15 protein-coding genes are annotated in these 22,606 nt (G+C 70.9%); 10 read left to right on the top strand and 5 right to left on the bottom strand.

The annotated features are described in order from the left end of the window. The first annotated feature begins 6 nt into the window (after window positions 1-6). The 5 genes from pip to WMF26_RS32470 all read left to right on the top strand — a co-directional run bounded on the left by pip (window position 7) and on the right by WMF26_RS32470 (window position 5,916). A complete protein-coding gene (gene pip / locus WMF26_RS32450) occupies window positions 7-969 on the top strand; it encodes a prolyl aminopeptidase (RefSeq protein WP_437995875.1) in 963 nt (320 codons plus the stop codon). A gap of 88 nt (window positions 970-1,057) precedes the next feature. Beyond that, the gene (locus WMF26_RS32455; protein WP_437995876.1) at window positions 1,058-1,627 is read left to right on the top strand and encodes a hypothetical protein; all 570 of its coding nucleotides are present in this window, start codon (window positions 1,058-1,060) and stop codon (window positions 1,625-1,627) included. 579 nt (window positions 1,628-2,206) lie between these two features. Continuing rightward, window positions 2,207-3,856: a glycoside hydrolase family 43 protein gene (locus tag WMF26_RS32460; RefSeq protein ID WP_437995877.1), complete on the top strand. Its 1,650-nt coding sequence runs from the start codon at window positions 2,207-2,209 to the stop codon at window positions 3,854-3,856. Between the two features lie 243 nt (window positions 3,857-4,099). Further along, window positions 4,100-5,164 carry a sensor histidine kinase gene (locus WMF26_RS32465; RefSeq protein WP_437995878.1) on the top strand — a complete coding sequence of 355 codons (1,065 nt, stop codon included), beginning with the start codon at window positions 4,100-4,102 and terminating at the stop codon, window positions 5,162-5,164. Next, window positions 5,161-5,916: a LytR/AlgR family response regulator transcription factor gene (locus tag WMF26_RS32470; protein ID WP_437995879.1), complete on the top strand. Its 756-nt coding sequence runs from the start codon at window positions 5,161-5,163 to the stop codon at window positions 5,914-5,916. Before WMF26_RS32465 ends, WMF26_RS32470 begins: the two co-directional genes overlap by 4 nt. A 7-nt stretch (window positions 5,917-5,923) precedes the next feature. Here WMF26_RS32470 and WMF26_RS32475 read toward each other — a convergent pair whose 3' ends face one another. Together WMF26_RS32475 and WMF26_RS32480 are read right to left on the bottom strand one after the other, a co-directional pair. After that, window positions 5,924-6,994, bottom strand: a complete 1,071-nt coding sequence (locus tag WMF26_RS32475; RefSeq protein WP_437995880.1) for a serine hydrolase domain-containing protein — start codon at window positions 6,992-6,994, stop codon at window positions 5,924-5,926. Window positions 6,995-7,139: 145 nt separating this feature from the next. Further along, window positions 7,140-8,096, bottom strand: coding sequence for a LysR family transcriptional regulator (locus tag WMF26_RS32480; protein WP_437995881.1), 957 nt, complete (start codon window positions 8,094-8,096; stop codon window positions 7,140-7,142). Window positions 8,097-8,252: 156 nt separating this feature from the next. On the opposite strand from WMF26_RS32480, the gene WMF26_RS32485 reads away from it, so the two are divergent. After that, on the top strand, window positions 8,253-8,945 hold the full coding sequence (locus tag WMF26_RS32485) for an O-methyltransferase (protein WP_437995882.1): 693 nt from the start codon (window positions 8,253-8,255) through the stop codon (window positions 8,943-8,945). Window positions 8,946-9,003: 58 nt separating this feature from the next. Here the strand turns inward: WMF26_RS32485 and WMF26_RS32490 are convergent, their stop codons facing one another. Further along, a complete protein-coding gene (locus tag WMF26_RS32490; RefSeq protein ID WP_437995883.1) occupies window positions 9,004-9,867 on the bottom strand; it encodes a hypothetical protein in 864 nt (287 codons plus the stop codon). A 100-nt stretch (window positions 9,868-9,967) separates the two neighbouring features. On the opposite strand from WMF26_RS32490, the gene sigJ reads away from it, so the two are divergent. From sigJ to WMF26_RS32510, 4 genes are all read left to right on the top strand, one after another. Then, window positions 9,968-10,849 (top strand): RNA polymerase sigma factor SigJ, encoded by an 882-nt coding sequence (sigJ, locus tag WMF26_RS32495; protein ID WP_437995884.1) that lies wholly within the window; start codon window positions 9,968-9,970, stop codon window positions 10,847-10,849. A gap of 455 nt (window positions 10,850-11,304) precedes the next feature. Then, window positions 11,305-13,452 carry an eCIS core domain-containing protein gene (locus WMF26_RS32500; protein WP_437995885.1) on the top strand — a complete coding sequence of 716 codons (2,148 nt, stop codon included), beginning with the start codon at window positions 11,305-11,307 and terminating at the stop codon, window positions 13,450-13,452. A gap of 209 nt (window positions 13,453-13,661) precedes the next feature. Then, a complete protein-coding gene (locus WMF26_RS32505; protein WP_437995886.1) occupies window positions 13,662-14,582 on the top strand; it encodes a hypothetical protein in 921 nt (306 codons plus the stop codon). Between the two features lie 1,944 nt (window positions 14,583-16,526). Beyond that, complete coding sequence (locus WMF26_RS32510; RefSeq protein ID WP_437313682.1) at window positions 16,527-17,027, top strand: host attachment protein; 501 nt, start codon at window positions 16,527-16,529, stop codon at window positions 17,025-17,027. A 42-nt stretch (window positions 17,028-17,069) separates the two neighbouring features. Here WMF26_RS32510 and WMF26_RS32515 read toward each other — a convergent pair whose 3' ends face one another. Both WMF26_RS32515 and WMF26_RS32520 read right to left on the bottom strand, forming a co-directional pair. Continuing rightward, complete coding sequence (locus WMF26_RS32515) at window positions 17,070-18,581, bottom strand: OmpP1/FadL family transporter (protein WP_437995887.1); 1,512 nt, start codon at window positions 18,579-18,581, stop codon at window positions 17,070-17,072. Next, window positions 18,578-22,471, bottom strand: coding sequence for a hypothetical protein (locus WMF26_RS32520; RefSeq protein ID WP_437995888.1), 3,894 nt, complete (start codon window positions 22,469-22,471; stop codon window positions 18,578-18,580). The genes WMF26_RS32515 and WMF26_RS32520 overlap by 4 nt, the downstream gene beginning before the upstream one ends. Between the last annotated feature and the right edge of the window lie 135 nt (window positions 22,472-22,606).

Below are 22,606 nucleotides of genomic sequence, written 5' to 3' on the forward strand. Positions count from 1 at the left end.
AGCGGCATGACGATGACAGGCACCCAGAGGCGAACGCTGTATCCCGAGATCGAGCCGTACCGCGCCGGCAGGCTCCGCGTCTCCGATCTTCACGAGATCTATTTCGAGGAGTCCGGCAATCCGCGCGGCAAGCCGGTGATCTTCGTGCACGGCGGCCCCGGGGGCGGCACGGAGCCGAAGCAGCGGCGCTTCTTCGACCCGGCCGCCTACCGGATCGTGCTCTTCGACCAGCGGGGCTGCGGCAAGAGCACGCCGTACGCGAGCCTGGAGGAGAACACCACCTGGCACCTCGTCGCGGACATGGAGGCGCTCCGCGAGCACCTCGGGATCGAGCGCTGGCTGGTGTTCGGCGGCTCGTGGGGGAGCACGCTGTCGCTGGCCTACGCCGAGAAGCACCCGGAGCGGGTGACGGAGCTCGTGCTGCGCGGCATCTTCCTCCTGCGGAAGCAGGAGCTCGAGTGGTTCTATCAGCGCGGCGCGAGCGCCATCTTCCCGGACGCGTGGGAGGAGTACCTCGCGTTCATCCCCGAGGCCGAGCGGGGCGATCTGCTCACGGCCTACCACCGGCGGCTCACGAGCCCCGATCCCCAGCTGCGGCAGCAGGCGGCGCGGGCGTGGAGCGTGTGGGAGGGGCGGACGAGCTGCCTGTTCACGAACCAGGAGCTCGTCACGAAGACGTCGGGAGAGGAGTTCGCCCTCGCGTTCGCCCGGATCGAGTGCCACTATTTCATGAACAAGGGGTTCCTCGCGTCGGAGACGCAGCTGCTCGACGACGTGCACCGGATCCGCCATATCCCGACGGTCATCGTGCAAGGCCGCTACGATGTCGTCTGTCCGCCGGAGAGCGCGTGGGCGCTGCACCGCGCGTTCCCGGAGGCCGAGCTGCGCATCGTGGCGGACGCGGGGCACTCGGCGATGGAGCCTGGCATCCTGCACGAGCTCATCGAGGCGACCGACCGGTTCCGCTGACGCGCGGCGGCCGGTTATCTGCTCGGACGGGCGCTCGGACGGGCGCTCGGACGGGCGCGCGCAGGCGCGCGTGAGGTACGATGGCGGCATGAGCACCGGAGCGCCCTTCCTGCGAGCCGCCTTCGTCCGCGTCCCCGGCCAGCGCGATCGCATCTACGTGCATCGCCGCGACGGCACCGAGACCTCCTGGGTGTTTCCGACCTACGGGGACCACCTGCCCCACGACCTCATCCACCTCGTGGTGGAGTCCGCGTTCGGCCTGCGCCACGGCTTCTGGGGTCGGGTCGACGCGGGCATGGATCCGGCGCGCATCAACGCCGAGGCGACCCGCGCCGGCGGGGCCGACAAGTACCGCGGCTTCGGCGAGGACCGCCGGGAGCTGCTCCTCGCCGAGGCGCTCGCCAACGCCGGCTGGTACGACCCCCTCGTGTCGAACGAGGCGCGGCGCGCCTCCATGCTCGAGGGCGCTGCCGGGGCCGGCATCGCGCCGCCGGTCGCGATCACCGAGGAGCGGGTGGCCTCGACTTACGCCGCGCTCGAGGAGCTCCGCGGCCGGTGGCGCGCGTTCGGCGCGACGCCGAAGGGGACGCTGGAGCTCCGCTTCTTCCCGGACGATCCCGAGCGCGGCTTCGCCGAGCTGCTCGCCGCGCTGCGGTAGGGAATGAAGCCGAGCGCTCGGCGCGCCTCATCGACATCCGGCGTGTCCTGATCCGGTGAAGGGCAAGCGCAACCACCCCACCGCAGCCGCAAATATGTGAGCGCTCACATAAGCGACGTCGCTCCGAATCGGCCGAGGGTGGGGCGAGCTCGTGGCCGGAGCGCGCGCTCGAGTCGCCGCGCACGAGAGGCGATCCCCAGGGCGCCGGCCGCCTGCGGCGTCGAGCGCCGGCCGTCGCTGCGCAGGTCGGCGTCGAGCGCATCGGGCCGGCGATCCGCGCTCGCCCCCTGGTGGCGGGGCGCTCCGGAGGAGCCCGCCAGCGTTGTCCTCCCCACAGGCTCGAGGATCCGGCTCGGGCCGTTCGATTGGGTTTGACACAAGAAATGTGATCGTTCACATTTCGAAGGGGAATACTTGTTCTTTGTCCTGGGTGGGTCGCCCTGCGTGCCTTTGCGCGGGCCATCCGCTCATTTGATGGCGCCTCCGTCGAGTCAGCACCAGGGGTGCGGGGCGCCGGCAATTCCGCTCGCGAGAGGATTCAACGTGCGCCTGAACACAACGTGGAACCGAGCAAGAAGCATGACCCTGTCGGGGATGGCGCTGGCCGTCGTCGCCGCGATTCCGTCCCTCGCTCGGGCGGACAACCCGATCGTGCAGACCTTCTACACGGCCGACCCCGCTCCCATGGTGCACGAAGGCAGGTTGTACCTCTACACGTCCCACGACGAGGACGTGACGGTGAAGGACTTCTACACCATGAACGACTGGAGGTTGTACTCCACCGTCGACATGGTCAACTGGACGGACCACGGCTCGCCCGCGGGCTACAAGAGCTTCCGCTGGGGGACCGACAATGCGTGGGCGCCGCAGGGGATCGCCAGGAACGGCAAGTACTATCTATACGTACCGCTGAACAACAACACCGGCGCGAAGATCGGCGTTGGCGTATCGGACAATGTGGCAGGCCCGTTCATGGACCCGCTGGGAAGGGAGCTGGCCGTGGCGCCCGGAGGCGGCAACATCGACCCGACGGTGTTCGTCGACGACGATGGACAGGCCCACATGTACTGGGGGAATGCCAAGCTCCGGCACGTGAAGCTGAACTCGGACATGATCAGCACCTCGGGGAGCATCACCGAGGTGCCGTTGAACGGCTTCACCGAGGGTCCGTGGTTCTACAAGCGAGGGTCGCTGTACTACCTCGTCTACGCCGCCATCGCCGGGAGCGAGAAGATCAGCTACGCGACCAGCAACAGCCCGACCGGGCCCTGGAACATCCGCGGCGACATCATGGACGCCGGGCGCACCTTCACCAATCACGCCGGCATCGTCGACTACAAGGGGCACTCGTATTTCTTCTATCACAACAGCGCATTGCCAGGCGGCAGTAACTACAAGCGCTCGGTCTGCGTGGAGGAGTTCACGTACGGCGCCGACGGCAGCATTCCGAAGATCACGGCGTCCACGAGCGGACCGTCCGCCGTCGACACGCTGAATCCGTTCAGTCAAGTCGAGGCCGAGACCATCGCCTTCTCGTCCGGGCTCAAGACCGAGGTGTGCACCGACACCGGCGCCGGCATGAACGTCACGTCCATCAGCAACGGCGACTACATCAAGGTGAAGAACGTCGATTTCCTGGACGGCGTGACCTCCTTCGAGGCTCGGGTATCGTCCTCGGCCGGCAACGCGAAGATCGAGCTCCACCTCGACAGTCAGGACGGCACCCTGCTCGGGACGTGCGACGTCTCGGGCGCGTCGTCCTGGACCACCAAGACCTGCGCGGTCAGCGGGGGCAGCGGGAAACACGACTTGTTCCTGAAGTTCGTCGGCGGCAACGGCGACCTCTTCAAGTTCAACTGGTGGCGGTTCACCGGACCCACCATGCCGGGTGACGGGGGCGACGGAGGCGGCGGAGGCGGTGCCGGCGGCAGCGGCGGCGCCGGGGGCGCGACCTCGGGCAGCGGCGGCTCGGCCACCGGAGGCACCGGCGGAGCGACCGGCACCGCTGGCTCGGGCACCGGCGGCAGCGCCGATCCCTCCGGTGGGCCTGGCAGCGGTGGCAACGACAGCACGCAAGCTGCCAGTGGCTCGGGTGGGAACGACGCGGCCGGCGACGATTCAAGCGGCTCGTGCGCTTGCCGGACGGGCGCGGGCACTCGGAACGGCGGGCTCGCCGCCGCTCTCTCGCTGGTCGCTTCTGCGCTCGTTCTCCGGCGTCGGCGCCGGTAGGCGCTCGCGATCCGGTCGCGGATCACCGCGAACGGCCGGACGCGCCGCGCTCGCGGCGTTGCTGGCGCGTGACGCACGGCGGCGACGAACGTGGGAGCGCCGGTGAGCGCCGTTCAGGGCGCCTGACAGGACACGCGGGGGCACGGCGCCTCTCCTTCGCCGATCGTCGCGCGCGGCGATAACGTTGCGGACGCCACGTTCCCGTGATGTCGTTTCCCACGAACCCATGGCCCAGCCCGGACCATGCTAGCCCAGACGGGTGGCGTCGCGGCGGCGGCGCACGAACCCGCCAGCCACGGGAAGGCCCACCTCGGCAAGGCCGTGCTGATCACGACGGCCGTGCTCTGGCTGCTCGACTGGGTCAGCACCAGCAGGCTCGACGCCCGGGCAGCGCTGGGGATCGCGGCGTGGGTGTCGGCGGTTCTCGGCGCGCTCACGGCGGTGGCGCACAGGCTCGACACGCAGCGCACGCCGGTCTGGCGGCAGCTGCTGACCCTCGCGCTCACGGCCGGGATCGCCAGCTCGCTGATCCACCTCGCCGCCCTCCTGCTCGTCATGGCGCTCCCCGGCTCCTTCGCCGAAGGCCCGCGGCAGACGTTCGGGGCCACCGCCGTCGTCGGCTTCTTCGACGGTGACGCGCTGTTCGGCTTCTGGGCCCTGCTCGTCGAGCTGCCACGCCGGATCGGCGCCGAGCGAAGGCTGGAGCAGGAGCGACACGCGCTCCGCCAGGAGGCCGAGCTCGCGCGCATCCGCGCCGCGCTCGAGCCCCATTTCGTGCTGAACACCCTCAACACGATCGCAGGCCTCGTGACCGAAGAGCCGCGCGAAGCCCGCGACCTCATCGCGACGCTCGGCGACCTGCTGCGAGACGCCATGCAGGAGTCGCGACGCCACCATCACACGGTGCGCGAGGAGGTGAGCTGGCTCCGGGGCTTCGCTCGGATCCTGGAGTCTCGGCACGTCGGGCGGCTCGCGTTCGCGTGGGACGTGGACCGGTCGGCGGAGGACTGCGTCCTTCCGGCATTGCTGCTGCAGCCGCTGCTGGAGAACGCGGTTCATCACGGCGCGCTCCGTCGGCCGGGCCGCGGCCGTGTCGCCCTGCGGATCGCCGACGACGCGGACCGCTTGCGCTGCACCGTCGAGGATGACGGGCCCGGCTTCGACCCGGGCTCGGCCCGCCCCGGGGGCCGGGGTCTGGACCTGGTGCGGCGCCGCATGGCCCTCGAGTCCGCCCACGCTTCGCTGCGGATCGACGCGGAGCCCGGCCGGACACGCGTCGAGATCGCGTTGCCAAGGAGGAGCGCATGAAGCCCCTGTCCGCGCTGATCATCGACGACGAATGGCCTGCTCGCAACTTCCTGGTAGAGCTGCTGCGCGACACTGGAAGCTTCGGGGACATCGCCGCGGTGACGAGCGTCGAGGATGCCCGAGAGGTGCTCGAGCGCCCTGAGCTCGGCATCGAGGTCGCGTTCGTCGACGTGCGCCTCGTCGATCGGCCCGGGGATCGCTCGGGGCTCGACTTCGCCCGATCGCTCGCCGGCCTGGCGAGCCCCCCGGCGGTGGTGCTCGCCACCGCCTCGGCGCAGTATGCGCTCGACGGGTTCGAGCTGGGCGTCGTCGACTATCTCCTGAAGCCCTTCGCGCTCGATCGCGTCACGACGTGCGCCGCACGGCTGCTCGAGCGGCGCCGGCCGCCAATCCATGGCGCCGCGCGGCGGCGCCTGGTCGCCCGGAAGAGCAACAGCCTCGTCTTCTTGGACCTCGATGGCATGTTTGCATTTCAGACCGTGGATCGCCTCACCTACGTCCACCACGTCGATGGTGTATTCTCGATGGACCTCTCCCTCAACGCGCTCGGGGCCGCCCTCGGCAGCCGCGTTTTGCGCGTGCACCGCAACTGGCTCGTCGCCCCCGCGCACGTGCAGGGGCTGAGCCGGCTCGCGGGAGAGCTGTTCGTCGAGGTCGGCCCCACGCTCCGCGTCCCCGTGTCGCGCGATCGGGCGCGGGAGGTCCGGCAGCAGTTGCTGGAGAACACCGTGGGCATCCGTCAACCAGGCTGAGCTCGTCCTATTTCGCCGAGAGAACGAATTTGGCCAGCTCGCCCCCGAGCTGCTCGATGTCGAACGCGTCGGACGCGTTCGTCCCGAGGATCACGCGGGTGTTCGCCTCCGGGCAGTCCGCCGCGTACCCCCCGAAGCCGAAGTCGCTGCCCCCGGCGTAGCCGTAAACCGTCTTGCCCTCGAAGCTCGCGCCCGAGAGGTACAGCGTCCGGTAGGCGTCGAGCGCGGCCGGGTCCAGCACGTCCCCGCCCCACACGGCGACCAGCCAGCGCTCCAGATCGGAGACCGTCGTGACCAGCCCGCCGTTGCCGACCAGCGACCACGTGTACGGCCACGCGGCCGGGTCGTTGCTCCCGAACGTCGATTCGCCGTACCCGATGGCGGTGTCGACCCGTTCCCACACCGGGTCGCCGAAGAAGCCGCTGTGTTGCATCCCGGCCGGCGTCAGGAGCTCGTCGCGCACGTAGTCGGTGAACCCTCGCCCCGAGACGGTCTCGACGACGTCGGCCAGCAACGTGTAGCCCGAATTCGAGTACTCGCTCTCGCTCCCCGGCTCGAACCGCAGCTCCTGCGCGAAGATCCGCTGGCGGGCTTCGAGGCGCGCCATGGGCTCGAAGTCTCCCTCGGTGTCGTGGTACTCGTCGAACCCGGCGCTGTGCTGGACGACTTGCAGGACGGTGATCTCGGCCTTGTCGGCGGGCACGTCGTCGAAGAGGGTAGCGAGCGAGTCCGTCACCCTGAGCTTGCCCTCGCCTTCGAGCTTGAAGATGGCCGCCGCCGTGAGGTCCTTCATGACGGAGCCGAAATCGTACGCGGTGTCGGTGACGTTGGGCACGCCGTCGTCTCGGTCCGCGAGGCCGTAGCCGCGCGCCAGCACCGTGCCCCCGTCCACCGTGACCAGCGCCGATCCGGAGAACCCGGCCATCGCCGCGGCGTCGAGGCGGCGCTCCAGCTCGCCGCGGAGGTCGTCAGGCGCGTCCGGCGTGCCGGAGCTCGATCCGCAAGCGGGGTTGAGGACAGCCAGCGCGGTGAGGGCGACGACCCTCGGCAGAGGATCTTGTCGTGTACGGGATGTCATAGGGCAGCCACGTTGCCAGACGACGTGGCGGGATCGAGCGACGGATGACCAGGCGGGGGTTTTGCCCGACGAGGGGCGGGTTCTCCGGTACGAGGCGCGGGGCGGTGCCGGCGGAGCGCGCCCTTGCTGGCGCCGCTCACCGCACCTACCCGCGTCGCGGTCGCCGCTGGCGCTCGCGCTCATGTCTTCGCAGCCCCGTCTCCCGATCGCGAGGAGCGACGCCGAGCTCGCGCACCAAGTCAATGAGCGGCTTTAGCAGGAGAGACGGCGCGTCGGGCCGCCACATCGCGATGTTGAGCATCTCCAGACCGAGATCGCTGACCGGCCTCCAGATCGCGGTGCCGACCGCGAGGAAACGAGCCGCGGGCTCCGCGCCGAAGGTCAATCCGAAGCCGCTCGCCACGAGCGTCAACAGGGCTTCTCCGTCGAGGATCTCCGAAGCCACGTTCAGGGTCACGCCGCGCGCGCGGACGGCGGCGATGATGTCGTCGTACAGACGAGGGTTGCTCTTCCGCGGATCCATGAGCACGGGCTCGGTCGCCAGGTCCTTGACGTTGATCGTGGATGCGGTCGCCAGCGGGTGCTGCTTCGGCACGACGATCCCCAGGCGATGCCGGGCGAGCACGACGCTCTCGAGCGAGGAGTCATCAGGGACGTAGTTCCCATAGCCGAGCGAGATCTGCCCCGCGCGCAGGGCGTCCCACTGCTGGGCGCTGCTCATGGGCACGAGCTCCACGTTGACTCGAGGCGCCAGCTCCCGAAACCGCGAGAGGATCGTCGACAGCGGGCCTATATACGCAGAGCCGCTCTCGAACCCGATCGTGACGGTTCCGATCTGGCCTTCGGCCGTCTCCCTCACCTCTTTGGCCGCAGCGTCCACGTCGGAGAGGATCGTCTTCGCTCTGTCCAGGAGCAGCCGCCCGGCGGTCGTGAGCTTCACGCCGCGCCCCGATGGCTCGAAGAGCTCCGCGCCGATCTCCTCTTCGAGCTGCTGCATCTGACGGCTCAACGGCGACTGTGATACGCGCAGCTTCTCTGCCGCGCGCCTGAAGCTCTCCTCCTCGGCGATGGCGATGAAGTAGCGCAGGTGGCGGAGTTCCATCGGCATGCTCCTCGATCCCAGGGCTGGCCGCAGCCCCTCATCGATGCTCCACAGGTCTCAAACCGAGCCCAATATTGTCCTGGACGACTCGGTTGTCAAACGGTACCAACCTCACATGGTCATGGTCGTTCATTCAGAAAGAAAGGGAACGCAGACATGAATTCAATCAGCAACGGCCAGGTCGCAGAGGTCCTCGAGCGTCTTCATCAGGAAGCGGAGGCGGCCGACGCGCCGCTGGCCGCCAGCGCCCAGAGCGAGGCGGCCACCCGAGAAGAGATGATCACCCAGGTCCTCGAGGACGAAGCCAGCGATCTGAAAGGCACGTATCACGGGTTCGCGGAGAATTTCCTCAATGTCTCCCCGGAGTTCGGACGTTTCCTCTACATGTGCGCCCGCGCGTGCAAGGCCAAGCGCATCGTGGAGTTCGGCTCCTCGATGGGGGTCTCCACGATCTATCTGGCTGCCGCGCTCCGCGATATGGGCGGCGGCCGCTTGATCGGGACCGACCTCGTGCCCAGCAAGGTCGAGCGGGCGCGGGCGAACGTCGCCGCCGCCGGGCTGTCCGAGTTCGTCGAGCTCCGGGCCGGCGACGCTCGGGAGACCCTCAAGTCTGGCATCGCCGGCGATGTCGACCTGGTGTTGCTCGACGGCGCCTTCACCCTTTATCTCGACGTCCTCAAGCTGCTCGAGCCGCACCTGAAGCCTGGCGCGATCATCATCGGCGAAAACGCGTTCGAGCAGGCCTCGGGTTATATCGACTACGTGCGCGACCCGCGGAACGGCTATCTCTCCCAGTCGCTCCCGTTCGAGGCGGGGCGCGGCAACGAGCTCACGATCAAGACGAGCTGAGCCCCCTGGCCCGAGGCTCGCGGAGCCTGGCAGGACCGCCGCACGCCCGCCGGAGCGCCTACTGGCGGGTGCGCTCGCCGATGGTCAGGAGGACGCGGCAGCCGCCGCGCTCGCCGCTGCGGACCTCGAAGGCGTGGCGGCCGTCGCCGGCAAGGGCCCAGTGATGGAGCGTGAGCGGGCCACAGCTCTGCGACGGCGGGTCGAGCAACGCGGTGTTGCCGTGGACCGCGAAGGTCCAGGTGCAGCCGTCGCCGTCCGTGGCGGCGGCGGAGTGCGGCCCGGTGCGCTCGATCGCGATGCTGCCGAGCTGGGGCTCGTAGCTCGGCGGCAGCGGGTTGCCCTCGGCGTCGGCGCAGGCGACGGTGGCGACGTTGGTGCGGGTGAGCGGATCGGGCGGGGCGTAAGCCCACGATCCGACGAACGCCGCGGCGGGGTCGTCGTCGACGTCAGGGTCGACCCAAGTGCGCTTGCCGGCGGCGAGCACGAAATCGCAGTCAGGGCCGCCGGGGCGGTGGCTGATGGCGTGGACGACCTCGGCGGCGCCGGCGCCGGCGCGGGCCAGCGTCCAGCCGGTGATGGTGTAGCTCGACCCGATGACCGGATTGTCGCAGGTCGCCTCCGCCGATGCGAAGCTCGCGCGCTCGCCGTCGGCGTCGTGGAAGGTCCACGAGCAACCCTGATCGGTGCGGCCGGCGAGCGTCTGGTCGCCGTCGCGGGCCAGCACCAGATTGCCGATCTGCGGGATGTCGAGCTCCGCCGCGGGGGCGCCGCCCTGGGCCGGACAGGACACGTGAGCCAGGTTGGTGCCGCTGGCGCGGTCGGGCAGGTCGTAGTTCCAGGTGCCCTCGAAGCCCGACGGCGACGAGGGGCTGCTGCAGGCGGGGAACAGCGGGACGAGGACCAACAGGATGAGGTTGCGCATGGTGCCGGCAAGACCACGCAGCTGGTCCTCGTGTGACATCCGGACCGATGTCACATCCGCGCCGGCCGCGCTGTCTCATGATCGAGGCAAGCCAAGAACCATGAGACCCGACGTCGAGATCCACCGCCGCTTCCTGGTCGCGATCGCCTACCGCATGCTCGGCAGCGTGGCCGACGCCGAGGACGTGGTGCAGGACGCCTACATCCGCTACCTGGCCATGTCCGAGGCCGAGGTCGAGTCGCCGAAGGCCCTGCTCGGCACCATCGTCACGCGGCTGTGCCTCAACCTGCTGGGCTCGGCGCGCCGCCGGCGCGAGACCTACGTCGGCAGCTGGCTGCCCGAGCCGATCTGGAGCGAGGCCGACGCGCTCGACGCCTCGTCCCCCTTGGCCCGCTGGCAGTCGGTGTCGGTGGCGTTTCTGGTGGTGCTGGAGCAGCTCTCGCCGCTCGAGCGCGCGGTCTTCGTCCTGCACGAGCTGTTCGACTACGACTACGCCGAGATCGGACAGGTCGTCGAGCGCACGCCCGCCGCCTGCCGCCAGCTCGGGTGTCGCGCCCGCGAGCACCTCGAACGGCAGCGGCCGCGCTCTCCGCCCACCCCGGAGGCCCACCGCGAGCTGGTGGCGCGCTTCGCCTACAGCGTGGGCTCGGGCGATCTGCGCGGGCTGGTCGACCTGCTCGCCGAGGACGTCGTGCTCGATGCCGACGGCGGCGGGCGGTTTCCCGGCGCCGTGCTGGCGCCGTTGCGCGGCCGCGAGGCGGTGGCGCGCTTCGTCGCCTCGACTCCGCGGCTTCCGGCCGGCCCCTTTGACGGGGCGATCGGCGACGTCAACGGTGAGCCGGCGCTCCTCCTGCGCGGACGCGCGGACGCAGTGATCCGCGTGGTCATCGCGCTCGAGATCGACGGCGGCGTGGTGCGCGCCATCCGGGCGATGGCAAATCCAGAGAAGCTGCGGTGGCTCAACGCCAGCCGCGATCGGTGATCGGGCAGCTCGGTTGGGATTGCCTGGTTGGCGTTCGAGGGAGCCTTGCGCCGGGTTCATGGACAGCAGCGGAAGGCACAACCGGATGGGCCTGGGCCCCCCGGCTCGACCCAAGACTGGTCACTTGGACCCACGGGTCCGGTACCGGCAGCGCGAACTCCTCGGGATCTCCTTGAGAGGAGCATTTCCGTGGGCACGCCCATCGAGAGCGAGTAGTCTCGGGTCATTCACGAAGGAGAGGGCTCTCCGCCATGTTCATGCTCGCCCGGAAGCCGCATCCGTCCGCTGCCCCAAAGCCGGCGTCGCAGCGCCCGGCGCACGCGCCGCCCATGAACCCGCACCGGGCTCGGCTGGCCGCGTCGAGGAGCGCCGGAGCGGCGACCCCGTGCGAGTTGACGCGCGACCTGAGCGAGGGGAGGCGGCGCTACGCCGAGCCCGTCTGGCCGCGATCCGATGTGCCCTGGTCAACCCTCGGGGGCGCCGCCACGGCGGCAGGCGTCGAGGCTGAATCGTATTCGCCCGTCGCGCCGGGCTCCCAGTTCGATTTCGCCCGCATCGCCGTCATGCCGTCGCCCGTCCAGCGCAAGCCGGCCGTAAGCTCCCCGGGCGACCCGCTCGAGCGCGAGGCGGACGAGGTGGCCGACAAGGTGATGCGAATGGCGGAGCCAGCGCCGGGCGGCTCGGCGGAGCGGGCGCCCGTCGGCTCGGCGCCTGCGGTGATCCAGCGCAAATGCGCGGCGTGCGAGGACGAGGAGAAGACCACGATCCGGCGCGTGCAGGCGCCCTCCGCGCCTACCCGTGCTGAGCTGGACACGGGGGCCGCCGTGCGCGCAGCGGAGCACAGCGGCGAGCCGCTGCCGCGCGCCACGCGGGATTTCTTCGAGCCGCGCTTCGGGCACGACTTCAGCCGGGTGCGCGTGCACGCCGACGGCGAGGCGGCGAAGGCGGCGCAGGCCGTGCAGGCGCGGGCATACACCGTGGGGACGAGCATCGTGTTCGGGCGTGACCAGTACGCGCCGGATTCACCCGAAGGAAAGCGGCTGCTCGCACACGAGCTCGCGCACGTCGCGCAGGGCGCGAAGGGGCCATCGACGCTCCGGAGGGCGGTCGCCCCCGACTTCCGGATCACCGAGATCTCCCCGGAAGACGCGGCCAACACCTCGATGATCTTCTTCGAGGCGGGCTCCACGACGCTCGCCGTGGGGAGCCACGAGCACGGCAAGATCGCAGCGCTCGCCGCCCCTCCGGGCCAGAACCTCACGCTCAACGGCTTCAGCAGCGAGGAGGGCTCCGCCGCGGCGAACGACGCGATCGTCCAGGCCCGCATCGCGGCCGTGAGCAGCGCGCTGAGGGCGGCCGGTCACACGGGCACCCATACCCCCGTCAACCTGCGCACCAGCGGTATCGGCCAGATCAACTACCGCCGGATGCGCGCGGTCGAGGTCCTCCCGACGCCCGTCGGGCTAGCAGCCGCGCCGAGCGGACAGAGCGCGTGCGCCGCGCCCGGCTCCGAGATCGCGCCCTGCGGCACGGCGCTGACATCGTCGCTCCCGATCGCCAACGCGACGATGACCACCGCCAACACGAAGCTCGCGAACCCCGCCGACCCGGACGCGACCGCGCTCCTCGCGCAGCTGTTCAGCGGCGTGCCGCGCGCGACGGTCGTCAGTCGCATGAGCGCGCTCGCCACGCAGGTAAGCGGCCTGCCGGCCAACCACCGCTGCCACTCGAGCTGCGACGCCGGGTGCGGGCGCCCTGCGTACAACGACCCGCCGAGCGGGGCCGCCGGAGGCACGATGACCCTGTGCCCCGACTTCCTCACGAGCAGCGACAACGACTGGCGAGCACGGACGCTGATCCACGAGAGCGCCCACGGCACCCCCGGGTTCGGGGCCGACGACGTGGCCTACGCGAACACCCGCCAGATCGCCTTTCTCTCCCCCGCCGATCAGCTCCGCAACACCGACAGCTATATGCTGCTCGCCTGGTTGCTCGCCCACCCGGGGACCGTCCCTGTCGGACCGGCGGTGCCCGACACCATGGTCGGGATGTCGGCGGCAGACGAGAACTCGGCCCGTCGCGCGGTGGCGTGGCTCGAGAGCTGGCTCAACTACGGCGACTTCGACACCGAGACGCTCTATTCCACCATCCACCGCTCGCTGCCGCCGGCGGTCGCATGGGACACGAGCCAGACCGGGGACGAATACAATCGAGAGAACATGCACCGCCTGGCGCCCATCTTCGGCTTGACCGATCCCGGCGCCGCGGCCCCCTTCACGCCGCCAACGATCGATGACAAGATCAAGATCGCCGGGATCCACGACCGGTTCGATCAGATGTACTCGGCGGTGAACTGGCAGATCCTGACGGTGACCCGCGGCGCCGCGGGGAGCGACGCCTGGGGCGGCGCGGGCGCGGCGTTGCCGCGGTTGACACAGACGGTCACGGTCGGCCCCGCGTTCTTCGGGATGGCGGCGGCCGACCAGGTCAAGCACCTCGTCCTGCTGATGGCGACGGCCATGTTCGGGATCAGCGCGCCTTTCCGGTCGAAGTATCCGCTCGCCCTCGACCAGCTCCGCCAGCAGCGAGGGCTCGGCCCGTGAGCCGTCGCATCGCGGCGGCGCCGGCGGCTTGCGTGGCGCTCCTCTCCCTCGGATGCCCTCGCGTCGAGGAATCCACGAGCGGCGCGCGGTCAGCGACGACACCCACCCAGTCAAGCGAGGCTCCCATGCCACCCACGCCTCCGCCGGCCACCGCCCATCCGAACGAGATAAGCTGCCCCGATCCCGGCGATGCGCGAGGCTGCCATCTGGTGGTCACGCTGGCGCGCCCCGGCGGCCCAATCCTGGCTTCGCGGACCTGGCAATTCCCCCTGGGCGGCATCCAGGCCGGCGCCAAGCACCTTTACTGGCTCGACGGCATCAGCGTCGCCAATGTGCGCGTCGGCCCGAAAGACGACATCGGCCGCACGTCGGCGACCGTGTCACTTAATACCCCGGTGGGCGACGTGCGCGCCTCTGCCGCGGCCGGCGACACGCTGCTGGTCTTGACGAGCGGAGGGCTCCTCGGGCTCTCGCCGACCGATGCCGCGCCGCGCCTCGTCGCGGCCGAGCTCTCGGGCTGGGCGCTAGCCACCGATGGGCGGTCCGCCGTGTGGACCACCGGCGTCGCCGGCTCCGACCAGGGAAGCGTCAAGCGCGGGGATCTCACGAGCGGCGCCGTGAGCGAGGTGGTCGGCGGCGAGACGCGCCCCGGCGCGGTGACGTTCGATGGCGGCGGGATCTACTGGGTGAGCTTCGGGGCCGGTCCGGACGGGGCCATCCGCGGCTTGCCAGCGGGGGCATCCTCGCCGATCACGCTGGCTGCGGGCCAGCCGGCCCCGCGCGCGATCGCCGTCGACCGCGACGCCGTTTATTGGGTGAACGACGCGCCCGACGGGCGACACCTGCGCAGCGTGCCCAGGCGAGGTGGTCCCGTGCGCGAGCTCCTGCATCGGCCTGCACCGCAGGGGAGCACGGGCCAGGAGCGCCTGGTCGTTGCCGGCGACGATGCCTATTTCATCGTTGCAGGGCAGATCGAGCACGCCCTGACCAGCGGCGCTCCCGGCGCATCCGTGATCAAGGCGCGGCCGCCGGGGCGCGTCGTCAGCTTCGATGTCGATGAGCGCCACCTCTACCTCACCGTCGATGTCCCGGCTCCGGCGCCGCCGGCGAGGCGGCGCGGGCCTCCGTGAGCGCTGTGCTGCGATGGTCGCCCTGCACCGTCCTGCCGTGACGGGCCGGCAAGGGCATCCCGGTATCTTCTGGCTTTTGTGGATGCTTCCATGCGGTCTGGGAAAACACAGGCGACGGCGCCACACGCCCCTCGCTCGATCGCACAAGAACAGCGCGAAGCGCGTCTGGCCGCTCCTGGTGGCGATCGAGTTCGGCGGGCGCAGTCTCCGCGATCGCGTCGAAGAGGCCGAGGCCAAGGTCAGGCACCGCCATCGCGTCGGCGAGCTTCGTCACCTCGTCGATGCCGAGCCGCCACAGGAACGCGGCCCAGAACGCCTTCGTGTAAGTCGACCAGATGGTCGACGAGCAGCGGGAACTCTAGCCTTTTTGATACCAGCTCCGGTCTGGCGCTACCCACGCGGCGAACCACGCGAGTTCGAGCGCGCTGCCCATCTCGCGAGCTGAGCAAGAGGCCAGCTTCGTACTGCATCGCGCCGAGCGGGTCGAATGGCCTCGTCTGGCCCAACGAGCCCGCGGAGCCGGAAGCCTCGAGCAGTTCGCCAGCGCCGAAGCCGCGGCCGCGCAGTCTTTACGTTGAATCCATGGGTGACGACTCGTCAGGCTGGGGCTCTACCCAGCTATTCTGTGCAATGAACGAGGCTCGCGAGCTCGTCGCCGCAGCTGCGGCTCTCTAGCCCTTGTCGACACTCGGTCACGTCCACGGCCTCGAGGCACACCAGCCATGCCTCGAATTGGTCGGTGCACCCCAGCTCGGATGACATACGTCGATAATCGCCGGCCATGTCAAGGCATTCAACAAGATCCGTGTCGATGTTACAATCCGCGCATTCGCAGAGCTTTCCGCACACTATTTCTATTCTCTCGTCTACGCCGAACGTGCAACGGAGGAGGCTCTCATGCTCGTCGTCGCAACCGTCGCTGTAGACAGAGCCCTGTCTACACTCGGGCTCTACCTCGAGACACATCAGCAATTGATCGGATTGGTCAATGCACCCGTCCACGTTCGCCTCGCGCCAGTTGTCGTCAATTTCGTCATAGCAAGCGCGGCGATCTCTGTCATTTTCGCACATGATGCATAGGCTTCCTATCCTATCCTCTACACTGGACTCGCCTCCCCCGCCCGATGCATCCGGTGCGCCGCTGCCGGCTTGCCCCCCCCCGGATCCGCCGACCCCCGCGGCGGTGATGCTGGGGCGACCTTTGCCCAGCCCCAAGGTTTCTCGCGTCTCGCAGGTCGATCACCGAGCGCGGCGCGTCGTCGGCCCGCTGCGCTGTCAGCGGTCGGCGATGCCCGAGGATGCCCGCGCCGCGGCAGATCCAGAGCGAAGCGAACCCAGGGCGAAGCGAACCGCGCCGACCAGGCTCATCCTCGCGAATCTCCGCGTCCTTCCTATCCGGGCGCCCGGTCAACCCCGTGCTCGCTTCCCCGGTGCTGGCACCAGGGTGCTGGCACCAGACCGAGCAGCCCCGCCGGAGATCGCTGACACGCGGAGCTGCGGCGGCGGCGAAGCGGACGCCGGGGTGCGGAGCGGGGCGGAGCCCCGAGAAAACAACGCTAAGGCCGCCCGCGCGAAGCCGCCGCGAAGCCGCCGAAGCCCGGCCACCCCCCCGGCCGGACTTCGGGCGGGCCGAACCGGGTCGGGGCCGCGGCCTGCGCGGCGTGAGGGCGAGCACCGATGTCGCGCGAGAACCCCAGCCACCCGCCGCGGCCTCGGCTCGTACACCGAAGACCGTATTTCTCACTCAACAACTTCCTGAGCCGCTCTCCCCCTCTCCCGTTCTCCTCGAATTCACGCACATCAAAGTGGATGAGCCCGCTCGATCCCGCGCCCTCGCGTGCAATCCGGTCAAATCTCGTCGGTTTGGGCTCTCCGGCCGCTTGCGATGGAGGGGGTCGATCTCTAACGTAACCCAAGGGAAGCGTTGATTCCCTGTGGAGGCTTATGGCAAGCAAGGCAGCACGGAAGACGTGGATCCTGGTCTCCGACGCAAGCCGTGCCCAGCTCTATCGTGAAGAGCCTGCGGGCAAGGGCTTTACCCTGCTCGAGTCCTACAGTCACGACGAGAGCCGGGCGCGCGTGCGGGATCTGATGGCCGACGCGCACGGGCGGAAGCCGAACGGCACCCCGGGCGGGAACGGCAACATCAGCGGCGGCGGGGGCGGCACGTACCTCGGCCGGCCCGGCGCGGCGCCCGACACCGATCCCAAGGAGGTCGAGAAGCAGAAGTTCGCCCAGGAGCTCGCGGAGGTGCTGGAGAAGGGTCTCAACGAGCACGCCTACGACTCGCTGGTGCTCATCGCGCCGCCGCACTTCCTCGGCCTGCTCCGCGGCACGGTGAGCAAGCAGGTCAGCAACCGCATCGAGACGAGCGTGGACAAGGACCTGAGCTGGCTGGACGAGCCCCGGCTCACGGAGCGCCTGCGCGAGCTGCGGGCCGTCTAGCGAGGCTCTCCCCCGGCGGCGCCGCGCGGCCGTCACGGCACGTCAGCGCGGCGCCTTCGGCGCGCTCGTCGTCTGCGCCTTCGGCTCGCCCGCCGCGTCCTCGAACGTGTACGCCACCCCGAGCCCGACCACGTTCGCGCGGACGCTGTACGCGCCGCCGTTGATCATGTTCGGGTTCTCCGGCGGATTGCCCTGCACCGGGCTCATCTGCGGGAGCCGCGCCTCCCGCGGATCGACCCGCACGTCCGCGGCGAACGCGTGCGCGTAGGTCGCGTCGAGGCGCCATCGACCGAGGTGCACGCCCAGGCCGAGCGCCGTCGTCACCTTCGGCGCGTCGATCGTGAGGACCGACACGTACTCGGGCGGGACCGCGCTCTGCTCGACGCTCACGCCGGCGCGCAGCGCCCACCGCTTGCCGACGGCCTCGAACGCGTACTCGCCCCCGAGCCTCGCCGAGAACGACGCCTCGAACCGCCGCGGGAGCGTGACCGGAGGCACGCGGAACTCCTCGGGAAAGCCGGCGACGTTCCGGAGCACCACCCCGTCGGGCTCGACCACGACCTCGTCGTGCATGCCCCACCCCTCGACGCCGAGCCCGAGCTCCACGCGCAGGTCCTCCACGGGCCGCGCCTCGACGCCGGCGCGGAGGATCCAGGGCAGATCGAACGAGACGTCGGCGTCTTCGCCCTCCTGGACGGCGCGCTCGAAGACGGGCGCCGCGGGGAGCCGCGCCCGGAAGGTGGCGGGCGCGCGCACCCAGGCGGGCAGCTGGAAGGCCAGGCCGATGCGCCACGCCGGGGTCGGGATGAAGAGCGCCCCGAGCTGGCCCGTCGGCGCCACGATCGGGGCGACCGTGAGCTCGGACTCGATGTCCCACTCCGGATCCTCGGGCGCGCAGAACATCCGCTCCGGGACGCACCCGGAGACGATCACGCGGCTGTTGAACGTGCCGACCACCGCGCCGATCCCCGCGCCGAGGCGCCACCTGGGCGACGGCGCGTACGCCGCGCCGACCCCGACGAACGCGAGCGCCGAGCCCTCGAGGGTGAGCAGCGCATACCGCTGCGGCGCCGGCGCGCCCTTCACCTGCTCCGGGTAGCTGGAGAGGGCCGCGTACGGCGTCCACACGCCGCCCCAGACCACCCACCGCGGATCGACCCGGAACGACGCGCCGAGCGTGGGGATCGGCAGCACCGGCGCGCTGCCGGCGACGGGCTCCATCGTCTGCACGAAGCTCGCGCCCGTCGGCTCGCCGGTGTTCGGGTCGACCTGCCGCACGATCGCCTGGCGCGTGTGCTCGCTGCGCCACTCGAAGAGCCCGGCGTCGACAAGGATCTGCGTGCCGGCCTCGAAGACGCCCGCGGGGTTGTAGGCGATCGCCCCGAGATCGTCGCCGCCGGCGATGTACGCCCCGCCGCGCGACAGCGGGCGGACGCCGCGATCGGTGAAGTACAGCCCGGCCGCGCCGGCGTCGCCCGGGAGCAGCGCGAGCGCCCCGGCGGCGGACGCCGCGGCGAGCGCGGCGCGGATCGCGGTGTCGTGCGCGCGGCTCACTCGACGGGCCGCTTCCGGAGGATGGCGTAGATCTGCTCGAGCCCGCGGGTCTCGTCGGTGAGGAAGTCCCGGAGCGAGACAAGGACCTGCCGGTAGTCCTCCGCCGCCAGGGGCTCGCCGCTCGCGGCCTCCACGCGGTGCACGTCCGCGAACGCGTCGACGAACACCTCGAGCGGCGCGCGGCCGTCGTCCTTCATCGGCGTCACGAGCGCGGGGAGGACGTGATCCATCGCGTGGTACCGGTCGTACCGGTCGTCGTTGAGCGCCTTGAGCGCCGCGAGCCCCGCGTCGGCCGCGCCCGGGCCGCCGCGGTCGCCCTCCGGGGTCAGCGCGGTCGACGCGGCCTTCAGGACCGGGATCAGGGTGTCCTCGTCGCCGAGCAGCTGGAGGACGTCGGCCAGCGCCGGGAGCAGCGCGCGGAGCGGGGCGTCGTCGACGCCGGCGTCGAGCAGGTAGGTGAGGAACCGCTCGAGCTCCCGCCGCGCCGGCTCGTGGGCGCGGATCGCCTCCGACACGTCGACCGCCGCGGCGAACAGCGGATGGCTCACGAGGTCGCTCACCTTCGCGCCGAGCTCGTCCTGGGCCCAGGCGCACCGCCCGGTCCTCTCGCGATCGGGGCAGCGCGCGTTCAGCTGCTCGCGGAGGACGCGCAGGGCGACGGCGCCCATCCTCGGGAGCGCGCGGTTCTTGAACCGGGTCTCCGGCCCCGACCCCTCGACCGCGAGGAGCGCGTCGACGAGCTCGCTCGTGGCCCGCTCCCACTGGCCCTTCCGCGCCGCGGCGTCGGGCGCGGCGCTCTCCGCGAAGCGCGCGTCGATGCCGTTCAGCGCGTCCGCGAGCAGGGTGAACCCGGTGAGCTGGTCCTGGGTCCGACCGTCGGCCCACGTCGCCTGCTTCTTTCCGTGGCGATCGACCATCCCCACGTTGCCCGCGTAGCGGGTGCTGAAGAAGATCCGCGCGAGCTTCTCGATCGCCTGCGCCTTCGTCCAGGTCTGCCGCGGCTCGGCCGCGGCCCCGGGACCGCGCTGCACCGTCACCGGGGCCGATCGGTCGGCCAGCGTCCGGGCGAACGCCACCGACGACGCCAGGACGTCCTCGGCCTGGAGCGCGTCGGCCATGAGCGGCTCGTACGTGTTGGCCCCGGCCTCCGAGCAGTACGCGGTGTTGGTCGCCGGCGAGCCGGCCTTGATGCACTCCGGCCCGTGCTCCTTGCCCGGCCAGTGCCGGTACGCCGTGCTGAAGAGATCGATCAAGATCGCCTCCCCGGTGGTGTCCGGGGCGACCTCGGCGAACGCCGCCACGATCGGGCTCAGGTACGCGCCGAGCCCGAGCCGCTCGATGAGGAAGGTCGTCCCCGGGTGGCGGATCCGGATCAGGTTCTCCGGGGAGCTGCACTCGTTCACGCCGAGCTCGTTCTTCGGGCAGTGGATCGTGCCGGCCGGCTCGAGCGTCCCCGAGATGAAATCGTTCGTCGTCTCGTTGGTCAGCTCGCGCAGCGGGTCGAGATCGACGAGGTTCGGGAACTCGTCCGAGTCGGCCCCGAAGTAGATGAGCCGGCTCAGCGCGGCCGGCGTGGGGTGGCTCGTCAAGCCGTCGATGCCGCTGGAGAACTCGAGCACCGAATCCGGAACGAGGGCCGAGAGGACCGAGGGCTTGATCTTGAGCTCCGCCTTCTTGGCATGCCCCTCGGGAAGGAGGGAGTCGAGGTAGAAGGCCGCCAGGTCGTCGATCTGGAACAGCTCGCACGGCGCATCGCACCCGGGGCAGGACACCGAGACGCCGAACACGCTCAGCTCCGTGTCCCGCTTGTTGCACTGCCTCACGCCGGCGGTGTCGTGCATCAGGTGCATCAGCCGCTCCATGGCCGAGCGGTTGTCGCCGATCTTCGGCTTCGTCGGGTCCACCGGCGTCTTCGGATCGGACGTCGACGGCGCCCCGACCGAGAGGTTGATCGCCGGGCCGTTCAGGTCCTCCGGGTCGTACGCGTACTGATCGCGGTACCTGAGCATCGCCGCGATCGCGTCGCCCGCGTGCTTCGCCCTGCCGTGCGGGGCGAGGAGCGCGTCGCTCGCGAGCGCCTCGACGAGGCGCGGCACGAGCCCGGGCTGCTCGACGGCCCGGTCGAGCACCGCCGCCACCTCGTCCCAGAGCGGCGCCTCGCCGTCGAGCTGCGCCGCCGGCTCCTTGCCCTCGGCGGCCAGCCGGTCGTGCTCCCGGGCGAGATCGCGGATGCGCAGCGCCGCGCCCATCATGCGGGCGAGCTCCGCCTCGTGGTTCTCGAGCAGATCGATCAGCGTGAGGAGGAGGACGTCCGAGTCCTTGTCGGCGAGCACCTGGCCGACCGCGTGCGCGAGATCGGCGAGCGGCGAGTCCTCGCCGCGGAAGCGGCGGTACGACAGGCGGCCGTCGCGCTCCTCGCACGTCGGGTCCGGCGGCAAGACCGTGTCGGTCCGGAAGTCGTAGCAGGCCTCCTCGCGGTCGCCGAAGAGCAGGATCGAGCCGGCGAGGGCGTACATGAGCCCTTCGTGCTCGGTCTTCCACGGCTCGGGGTCGTCCTTGCGCGCGTACCGGGTCCCGTCGACGAGCGGCACGATCGCGCGCAGCGCCGCGCCGAGGAGCGTCCTCGAAGTATCGACGTAGGCGTAGAGCTCCGGCGAGAGGCGCCCGAAGTCGTCCCGCGGCGGCGGGGTGACGCCGGGGATGGCGAACGGCGGGTCGATCGCGAGCGGCTCGCCGCGCTCGTCGACGAACCTGCCGGAGGCATCGACGTCGGCGAGCCCGTCCCCGTCGGCGTCGGCGAACGGCGCGGGAACCCCGCCGCCCTGCGGGAGGACCCACCCGCGCCGGTCGCGGCGGGCGACGAAGCTCGACGGCGGCGACGCGAACGCGTCGTCCTCGGCGAGCAGCGCCGCCTGCGCGAGCTCCAGGAGCGTGCGCGGGCGGTTCGGCTGGGCGGTGGGCGCGTCGACCGAGAGCGGCGCCCGCTCCTCCGGCGAGAGCGCGGCCAGCTCGCGCTTGCCGGCCGCGAAGAGCGCCTGGAGCGCGGGCGCCCCCGAGCCGCCGGGGCCGATCGCGTCGAGCGCCGCCACGGTCATCGGGCGCAGGCCCGGGTACGCGAGCGCCGCGCGCGCCGCGCCGAGCCCCGCGTCCGCCGAGCGATACCCCGTTCGCCCCCAGATCCCGGAGAGGGCGCAGGCGACCGCGCTCCCCTCCCCCACCCCGTCCCCTTCCCGGTCGCAGTCGATCGGCGCCCGCTCTCGCCGCGCCTTCTCCTCCCCCTCGACCCGGGCCGCGCTCTCCTCGCTGCCGTGGATGAGCGCGTCGAGGAGCCGCCCCATCCCCTGCGTCGACGCCGGCAGGACGGCCCTCGCCTCCGGGCTCGGATCGAACGGGTTCGCCTCGTAGAGCGGGGCGATCGTCTGCGACAGGCTCAGGAAGGCGTCGTGCAGCCGGATCTTGCCGCCCCCCTCGCCGGCCGCGACGTTGGCGATCTCGACGTCCGGGACCGCGGCGTTGACGGCGCGCACGAGGTCCTTGCGCCACCGGGCCATGGCCTCGACCTTGGCCACGCCGAGCCTGCGCGCCCGCTCCGCCCGCTCGCCGGAGACGGGCGGCAGCAGCGAGACGTCGACCTCGTCCAGGTAAACGCCCGCGTCGTCGTAGTGGCAGACGCGCTGGTACGACGCGCCCGTGTGGTCCTCGTAGAGGCTCGACGCCCCCACGCGGTCGCAGAGCACGCCGAAGACGTCGTCGCCCAGCGTCGCCTTCGGGGGCGCCCTCCGCGCCGTGTCGAGCGGCTCGTGACAGGAGACGACGACCGCGCCGGACGCGGCGAGCGCAGCCAGCCGAAGCACACCAGCGGCCGAGGAACGCAGCGTACGCGTGCGCATGAGGAAACCTCCCCGAGACGGCGCCAGGGTAGACGATTCCGCCGGAGCCGCGTAGCGCTTCCCGCCCGCGCGGGTGAGGGCGGTGAGGACATAGTGCGCGTTTTCCAGGCTCGCCGTGCGCGATGGGGACGGCGG

The organism is Sorangium sp. So ce185 (assembly GCF_051526825.1).
Classification (GTDB): Bacteria; Myxococcota_A; Polyangia; order Polyangiales; family Polyangiaceae; genus Sorangium; species Sorangium cellulosum_D.

What these genes read in the sequence shown, in the direction of transcription:
- WMF26_RS32460 (WP_437995877.1), top strand. Translation starts at nt 2,207, where the DNA reads ATGACCCTGTCGGGGATGGCGCTGGCCGTCGTCGCCGCGATTCCGTCC.
- sigJ (WP_437995884.1), top strand. Translation starts at nt 9,968, where the DNA reads ATGAGACCCGACGTCGAGATCCACCGCCGCTTCCTGGTCGCGATCGCC.
- WMF26_RS32520 (WP_437995888.1), bottom strand. Translation starts at nt 22,471, where the DNA reads ATGCGCACGCGTACGCTGCGTTCCTCGGCCGCTGGTGTGCTTCGGCTG.
- WMF26_RS32510 (WP_437313682.1), top strand. Translation starts at nt 16,527, where the DNA reads ATGGCAAGCAAGGCAGCACGGAAGACGTGGATCCTGGTCTCCGACGCA.
- WMF26_RS32490 (WP_437995883.1), bottom strand. Translation starts at nt 9,867, where the DNA reads ATGCGCAACCTCATCCTGTTGGTCCTCGTCCCGCTGTTCCCCGCCTGC.
- WMF26_RS32470 (WP_437995879.1), top strand. Translation starts at nt 5,161, where the DNA reads ATGAAGCCCCTGTCCGCGCTGATCATCGACGACGAATGGCCTGCTCGC.
- WMF26_RS32455 (WP_437995876.1), top strand. Translation starts at nt 1,058, where the DNA reads ATGAGCACCGGAGCGCCCTTCCTGCGAGCCGCCTTCGTCCGCGTCCCC.
- WMF26_RS32480 (WP_437995881.1), bottom strand. Translation starts at nt 8,096, where the DNA reads ATGGAACTCCGCCACCTGCGCTACTTCATCGCCATCGCCGAGGAGGAG.
- WMF26_RS32465 (WP_437995878.1), top strand. Translation starts at nt 4,100, where the DNA reads ATGCTAGCCCAGACGGGTGGCGTCGCGGCGGCGGCGCACGAACCCGCC.
- WMF26_RS32475 (WP_437995880.1), bottom strand. Translation starts at nt 6,994, where the DNA reads ATGACATCCCGTACACGACAAGATCCTCTGCCGAGGGTCGTCGCCCTC.
- pip (WP_437995875.1), top strand. Translation starts at nt 7, where the DNA reads ATGACGATGACAGGCACCCAGAGGCGAACGCTGTATCCCGAGATCGAG.
- WMF26_RS32485 (WP_437995882.1), top strand. Translation starts at nt 8,253, where the DNA reads ATGAATTCAATCAGCAACGGCCAGGTCGCAGAGGTCCTCGAGCGTCTT.